The organism is Herbaspirillum chlorophenolicum, assembly GCF_001189955.1.
GTDB lineage: Bacteria > Pseudomonadota > Gammaproteobacteria > Burkholderiales > Burkholderiaceae_D > Herbaspirillum > Herbaspirillum chlorophenolicum.
On record NZ_LFLT01000084.1, the window covers coordinates 1 to 7,180 of the forward strand.

Annotated in this window: 8 protein-coding genes; 3 read left to right on the top strand and 5 right to left on the bottom strand. The window is 52.4% G+C overall.

Going from position 1 to position 7,180, the window contains the following annotated elements; genetic code table 11:
• On the bottom strand, positions 1–315 hold a 315-nt coding region (locus AKL28_RS24145), incomplete at its 3' end, for a radical SAM protein (protein WP_156226452.1).
• Positions 316–403: 88 nt separating this feature from the next.
• Here AKL28_RS24145 and AKL28_RS22665 point away from each other — a divergent pair.
• The 3 genes from AKL28_RS22665 to AKL28_RS22675 are packed head-to-tail and all read left to right on the top strand — an operon-like array spanning position 404 to position 4,024.
• Positions 404–1,240: a substrate-binding domain-containing protein gene (locus tag AKL28_RS22665; protein ID WP_082221637.1), complete on the top strand. Its 837-nt coding sequence runs from the start codon at positions 404–406 to the stop codon at positions 1,238–1,240.
• A gap of 8 nt (positions 1,241–1,248) precedes the next feature.
• On the top strand, positions 1,249–2,685 hold the full coding sequence (locus AKL28_RS22670; RefSeq protein ID WP_050470563.1) for a sensor histidine kinase: 1,437 nt from the start codon (positions 1,249–1,251) through the stop codon (positions 2,683–2,685).
• Entirely contained in the window at positions 2,678–4,024 is a 1,347-nt protein-coding gene (locus AKL28_RS22675) for a sigma-54-dependent transcriptional regulator (protein ID WP_050470564.1), read from the top strand. The genes AKL28_RS22670 and AKL28_RS22675 overlap by 8 nt, the downstream gene beginning before the upstream one ends.
• 34 nt (positions 4,025–4,058) lie before the next feature.
• Here AKL28_RS22675 and phoU read toward each other — a convergent pair whose 3' ends face one another.
• From phoU to pstC, 4 genes are all read right to left on the bottom strand, one after another.
• Positions 4,059–4,766 carry a phosphate signaling complex protein PhoU gene (phoU, locus tag AKL28_RS22680; RefSeq protein WP_050470565.1) on the bottom strand — a complete coding sequence of 236 codons (708 nt, stop codon included), beginning with the start codon at positions 4,764–4,766 and terminating at the stop codon, positions 4,059–4,061.
• Positions 4,767–4,785: 19 nt separating this feature from the next.
• Positions 4,786–5,583 (bottom strand): phosphate ABC transporter ATP-binding protein PstB, encoded by a 798-nt coding sequence (gene pstB / locus AKL28_RS22685; protein ID WP_050470566.1) that lies wholly within the window; start codon positions 5,581–5,583, stop codon positions 4,786–4,788.
• A complete protein-coding gene (pstA, locus tag AKL28_RS22690) occupies positions 5,580–6,425 on the bottom strand; it encodes a phosphate ABC transporter permease PstA (protein ID WP_050470567.1) in 846 nt (281 codons plus the stop codon). Before pstA ends, pstB begins: the two co-directional genes overlap by 4 nt.
• A gap of 8 nt (positions 6,426–6,433) precedes the next feature.
• The coding region (gene pstC, locus AKL28_RS22695; RefSeq protein ID WP_050470569.1) for a phosphate ABC transporter permease subunit PstC at positions 6,434–7,180 on the bottom strand (747 nt) is incomplete at its 5' end.

Here is a 7,180-nt window from a genome sequence, read left to right on the forward strand (position 1 = left end):
CAACAAGGGTTCCCCGCCGGTAAGCCGCAGTTGCGTGACGCCGAGCTGGGCTGCTGCACGTGCTACACGTTCGATTTCCGCGAAATTCAACATCGCAGTCGAACTAAGATAGGTATGGTCCTTATCGAAGATCTCCTTGGGCATGCAATAGGTACAGCGGAAATTACAGCGATCGGTGACGGAGATGCGCAGGTCCCGCAGTGGCCTGGCGAAGCGATCAACGATAGCGCCTTGCACCGGCTCGCTGCCACTTAAAGGACGCAGCGAAACCGCAGGCACGAAGGAATTAAGCCATCGAACAGGTTGTTCTAGCATCGCGTCTGTCTCCGGTTATTGTGCTTGCATTGTTACTTCGCCGTAATATACTGTCAAATAAATTTAGACGTTACATTTTCGTAACACCATGAATAATAGTCGGAGACTCTTCGTTGCACAGCTTGGTGCTCTGCCGCTTCTGGCGTGGGCAGATGCTCCTGTACGCATTGGATTGACTCCCGTATTTCTGGATGAACGCTCCGGCTTTTTAGGTCGATTCCGGTTGTATCTGGAGGCCGCGATTGGGCGTTCTGTGGAATTCGTTCAACGCCGTAGCTATGCCGATATCGTCGAAAAATTGCTAAATGGAACAATTGATACCGCGTGGATTTGCGGCTATCCGTATGTTCAGCATAAGGCGGTGATGCAGTTGATTGCTGTCCCGGTTTATCAAGGAACCCCGACCTACCATTCCTACATCATTGCCGGCACCAGCATTCCAGATGCACGCACATTTACTGATTTGAAAGGGAGCGTCTTCGCCTACTCCGACCCACTGTCGAACTCCGGTTATCTGTACGCCCAAAGCCTGCTTGCCTCGCTCAATGTCAAAGATTCGACTTACTTTCGAAAGCATTTTTTCACTTTCGGGCATCAAAGCGTTATTCGTGCGGTTGCCCAAGGATTGGCCAATGCAGGTTCGGTCGACGGCTATGTCTGGGACAGTCTTGCAGCGCTGTCTGATTCCAGCACTAAGGCGACGCGAATATTGTCCACATCGGAAGCGGCCGGATTTCCACCTTTCGTGGCGTTGAAGAGCCTCGATAGCCATTTAGCCGAACGGTTACGAACAGCCTTTCAGACCATGCATGAGACAGAGGGCGGCAGGCAATTATTGGGCGAACTGCGCCTGGACAGCTTCTGCTCCGGCACACCAGCACAATTTGCGTCAATTGAAGCAACAATGCATCGCGTAGGCCTGTAGAGGATGCGATGCGACTGAATAATCTCAGCTATCTCGTCAAAGTCCCGCTCGCGCTCTGCCTGGTTAGTATCGGCTCGGCCATCGGCGTTTTCATCGCAACCTACTATTTGTTGGTCAGCTACGTTCAGAGTGAATCGCTTACACGCGTCCAACAAATCGCCGGCACCATTGCGGCGTCGGCAAAAGGCGCCATCGCCCGGGACGAAATTTGGGATGTTTACAAGCAGATTCTGGCCGCCAGTGAAGTGGATACCGGCACCGAAATCATCGTACTGAACAATCAAAAACAAATTCTGGTCGCATCAGACCCCATGAAATTCCCTGTCATGAGTTCACTCAGCATTTTGCCGTCCAGCCTACGAAAACTCGTCTTAAACACTGATCAGAAAGAGCGCTCAAGTGGCCTATTTTCCGTCTCCAATGAGCGATCAAACGACGTCTACGGTAGCGCCGCTGCGGTGTATTCGGAGGACTCGGGACGACTTGGCACGGTCCTCGTATTAAGCCGCCAGGATGCGACGCTGCCCAAAGTCCGAGATCTGCTGTGGAGAATGCTGATTCTGACTGCGATCGCAATGGCAGTCATTGTGCCGCTCGGTTGGCAACTGGGACGAAAAATTGTCTCCCCACTCAATCGCTTGAGAATGGGCATGGCCAATATCGGGGAGCGACAGGCCGCATTGATTGATCCCCATGCGGACATCGGGAGCGATGAGATCGGGCAGTTGCATCGTGAATTCGTCACAATGTTTCACGAATTGGAAAACAAGGAGCAGTTAGAGCAACAAATTCAATCTGCCGAGCGGATGGCCTTAGCCGGTAAACTCGCCTCAAGCGTCGCGCATGAGATTAACAATCCTCTTGGAGGCATGCTCAACGCCGTCAGCAATCTGAGAATGCATGGCTACGATGATCCCTTCGTTGAAAAGACAATCAGTCTTATTGAGCGTGGCCTGCGACAAATCCAAGACTCCATGTCTGCGTTGATGGCCCAGGCGCGACGCGAACACACGCCGCTGACGCTGAAAGACTTCAACGATCTACAGCTCCTCACAGAACCACAAGCGCGCGCTAGAAATATTTCGGTCTATTGGACAATCACCTGTCCGGAGAACGAGCTGGGAATAAGAGCGGTCCCCATTCGGCAAATTGTCTTGAATCTGGTGCTCAATGCAATTAAGGCGGCTGAGAGACAAGTCACTGTGCTGATCGTCAGCGATCGAGCCTCGCTACACATCCATGTGACCAACGACGGTCAATCGATTTCTTCCCAGCGCGAATTCGCGGTTCCCACACAAGATGCGTACGGACGCACCGGCTTAGGCCTGTGGGTCTGCTTTCAGCTAACCAAGCAGTTGAATGGAAGTCTCGAAATTGCGCCTATTCCAGGCGACGGCGGCACGCTCGCTATTTTCGAGGCTCCTTTGGAGAATTTATATGCCTAGTGTTTTACTCATTGAAGACGATCCAATCATGGGTGAGTCTATCTGCGACCGCTTCATGCTGGAGCAGATAGACCATGAATGGATTCAATCCGGCGCGGCGGCCCTAAGCCGCATGAAGCAACGCAAGTTCGACTGCCTGATATGCGATATCCGCTTGCCGGACATCAGTGGTGAGATCTTGTATCAGCGTGCCCAAGACCAAGGGTTCATCGACTATCCGGCTATTTTCATCACCGGCTATGGTACGCCTGCGCAGGCCGATCGTCTGATATCGAAGGGGGCTGTCGACTATCTGACTAAACCTCTAGAGATGGAGCACCTGGTCAGTCGCATCCGTTTCTTGACCGATGGCCGTGGTGGCCCGTTGACGAAAGCAAATAAGCCAACACTAGGGATTTCTCGCGAAATCCGCAGGCTAGAGGAGATGGCCGTCAAACTGGGGAATCAGTGGAATTCGATTCTTATCAGCGGTGAATCCGGCGCTGGCAAGGAAGAACTCGCGCGCGTACTACATCAATCAGCAGTGGGAGAACTTAAGCCCTTTATTACCGTCAATTGTGGCGCCATCCCCGAAAACCTCATTGAAGCAGAACTGTTCGGCTACGAACGAGGTGCTTTCTCCGGGGCGGTTAAGGCGCATCGTGGCTATTTTGAGCAGTCCGATGGCGGAACCATCTTCCTGGATGAGATAGGGGAAATGCCTGTCGCAGCCCAAGTACGGCTACTACGTGTCTTGCAGGACCGCTCCTTTAAACGGTTGGGCAGCGAAAAAACCATCAGGGTCGACTTCAAACTTATCACCGCCACGCATCGGGATATCCGCGAAGAGGTCAAGTCAGGCCGGTTCCGGGAAGATCTGTACTATCGTATCAACATTATTCAGCTACGCGTTCCGCCCTTGCGCGAGCGCGCCGAGGACATCTCCTGGCTTGCCAAACTTTTTCTGGAGCAATGGAACCAGACCCATCCGGCCTCGCCAAGGATGCTCTCTGAGCAAACCTTGCATTTCCTGTGCGCTCAGAAATGGCCTGGAAACGTACGGGAGCTTAAACACGCCGTCGAGCGCGCCTGTCTGCTTACAGCGCATCCGTTGCTGCGACCGGAAGATTTTGACCTCGCCAGCACTGTCATTGAAGGTATCGCCGGCGCACAGGCACCCGGCACCTCCGGTATCGTCAGCCTTGCAGAATACACGCGGGAACAGGAACGTCGCTATCTGATCCAGGTTTTGGATCACTATGGGGGGCAAATGACGCAAGCGGCCGCCGCGCTCGGCATCAGTAGAAAGACGTTGTGGGACAAAGCAAAAAAACTCGGCATCAAGGAAACGGCGACGTAATACAAATCGACGCATCCCTGATGCCGACAAGGGTTTAATCGCTCTGCAACTGTAAGGTCTGACTGTCACGCGGCAAGTGACTGATATCCTTTCCTTTAACGACACGCACCAGGCTTTCGGCAATATTGGTGGCATGGTCACCGATGCGCTCAATTGCCTTGGCAATCAAAGCAAGGTCGACAGCGGCAGCGACCTGTTCAGGCGTCCCTAGTCGGAAAGAAATCAACTTCTTCAAAACGTCGTTGTAATCAGCGTCGATAGAACTATCCTCATTCAGGATTGCCGCGGTCGCGCTCAAATCCTGCTCTGTCAACGCATGCAACGCCCACGCAACCAGCTTTCTTGCCTTGGTCAGCATCGCAGTAAGTTCCTGCAGCAGGATGTTAGTGAAGTGGGCGGACTCCAGCAACTTGACGGTGGTCACGCCGATTTTCTTGGTCTCGTCGCCAATGCGTTCCAGATCATTGACCGTCTTTACGACAGACATCACTAGACGTAAATCATTTGCAATCGGCTGACGCAACGCGATGATGTGTGAGCATTGCTGATTCAGCTTGATTTCATACTGATTGATTTCGTCTTCCGTTGCCTGTATTTTTCCATATGGATCGCTCACATAACGCCCTGACATTGCCTCCAGTGCATGTCCGATTTGCCGATCCACCAGACCGCCCATAAAGGCGATGCCCCGCAAAAGATCGTCGAGTTCGTGATCATACTGTTTTGAGGTATGGCTTTGCATAGGGCCTCCTGTACTTGTTTCAGCCAAACCGTCCGGTGATGTATTCCTCTGTCCTTTTGTGCGAAGGGTGATGAAATACATCTTCCGTCTTACCGAATTCGACCAATTCGCCCAAGTACATATAGGCTGTCCGATCAGACGTCCGTGCGGCCTGTTGCATGTTGTGCGTCACGATGATCACGGTATAGGTCTGTTTCAGTTCATGAAGCAACTCTTCAATCTTTGACGTGGATTTAGGGTCGAGTGCCGAAGTAGGTTCGTCCATCAGCAACACTTCAGGATCGGTGGCCACTGCTCGTGCAATGCAAAGACGTTGCTGTTGTCCACCGGACAGGCCCAATGCGCTCTTGTGCAGATCACCGTTGACTTCATTCCACAGTGCCGCTTGTCTTAATGCGGTCTCTACTCGAAAATCTAGCTCCCCTTTGCTCAGTTCTTCATGATGGCGCAAAGCCAGGGCGATATTTTCGTAAATCGACATGGCAAAAGGCGTCGGCGCCTGAAACACCATTCCCACTCTCGTGCGCAGCTGATTGATATCGTATTTGGGGTTCAGGATGTCGTCGCCGTCCAACAAGACCTGTCCCTCGGCTCGCTGTTTCGGGTAAATGGAATACACCCGGTTCATGACACGCAACAAGGTCGATTTTCCACAGCCCGATGGGCCAATAATGGCGGTGATCTCTCCTGACGGGAAGTCGAGCGAAACGTTCTTTAGCGCATGGCTTTTACCGTAGTAAAAATCCAGATTCCTGACACTAATCTTCGAAGACACCGCCGCTGCGTGGCCGACTTCAGAACGAGCAAGAGAATTCATCGAATAGTCTTCCCACGATTGATAATGAAACGAGACGTAACGGCCAGAAACAATACAAAGAGCGTCATGATCAAGGCGCCCGCCCAAGCGAGGGCATGCCAATGCTCATAAGGACTCATTGCGAATTGGAAAATGACGACAGGAATGTTTGCCATAGGTCCATTTGGCGACGGCGACCAATACTGGTTATTTAAAGCAGTAAAGAGCAAAGGTGCGGTCTCACCACTGATACGAGCCAAGCCCAGCAAAACACCGGTCAGAATACCGGCCTTGGCCGCACGCGACACCACCATAGAAATGACTTTCCACTTTGGAATGCCCAGGGACAATGCGGCCTCTCGCATGGAATGAGGAACGAGGCGTAACGCTTCATCGGTTGTCCGGACGACCACTGGCAACAAGATAATTGCCAAAGCGAGTCCGCCGGCCCATCCTGAAAAATGTCCTATCTGCCGGACTACAAGCTCATAAATGAACAGGCCCACGACGATCGATGGTGCGCCAAGCAAAATGTCGTTTACGAATCGAATAGTTTCACCCGTTCGAGTACGTCGATGAAACTCTGCAAGGAAGACTCCGGCCAAGATGCCGACTGGAGTACCGACGAGGACTGCAATGAGCACCATCACCGCACTGCCATAGAAGGCGTTGAGCAGGCCGCCGGCTTCGCCTGGTGGTGGTGTCATTTCAGTAAAGAGCTTCAAATTCAAGGCTTCATAACCATTGACGATCGTCGTCAGCATGATCCAGGTCAGCCAAAAGAGCGTGAACAGCGTCGCCATCGTTGAGATGACAAGCACAATGCGATTAAACAGGCGTCTGCGGAAGTAATGATTGGACATGATTTTCCTCAGTGTGAATCGTCGTGATGGCCCGTACGCAACAGCATCAGCTTTGCAATGGCGAGGGTAATGAACGAGACCACAAACAATATGAAACCGAGTCCAATGAGCGACGAGAGATAGATCTCCGAATCTGCCTCAGTGAATTCATTGGCCAACGCTGCTGCAATTGAGTTTCCGGGCTGCATGAGCGACATCGTCAGATCGTGGGCGTTTCCCAACACGAATGTCACGGCCATCGTTTCACCCAGTGCGCGCCCTAAGCCAAGGAAAATCGCGCCAATAACGGCAGAGCGGGTGTAAGGCAACACGATGTGCCAGATGACCTCCCATTTTGTTGCGCCCAATGCGAACGCCGACTCTCTCAATACCGGTGGCGTCAACATGAACACGTCGCGCATGACTGCGGTGATGAAGGGAATGATCATGATTCCCAAAATAATCCCCGCAGTGAGCATGCCGATACCAATGGGAGCACCTTCGAAAAGCATCCCGATCCAAGGGATCGCGCTGAGATGATCGATCATCCACGGTTGCACATAGGTGGCCATAAATGGAACAAACACAAATAGACCCCACATACCGTAGATAATGCTGGGAATTGCAGCCAGTAATTCAATTGCAGTACCGACAGGTCCGCGCATCCAACGCGGTGCCACCTCGGTAAGAAAGATGGAAATGCCCAGGCTGACCGGTACGGCAATGATGATTGCAATCGTCGAGCTGACGACGGTGCCGTAAATGGGCACAAAGGC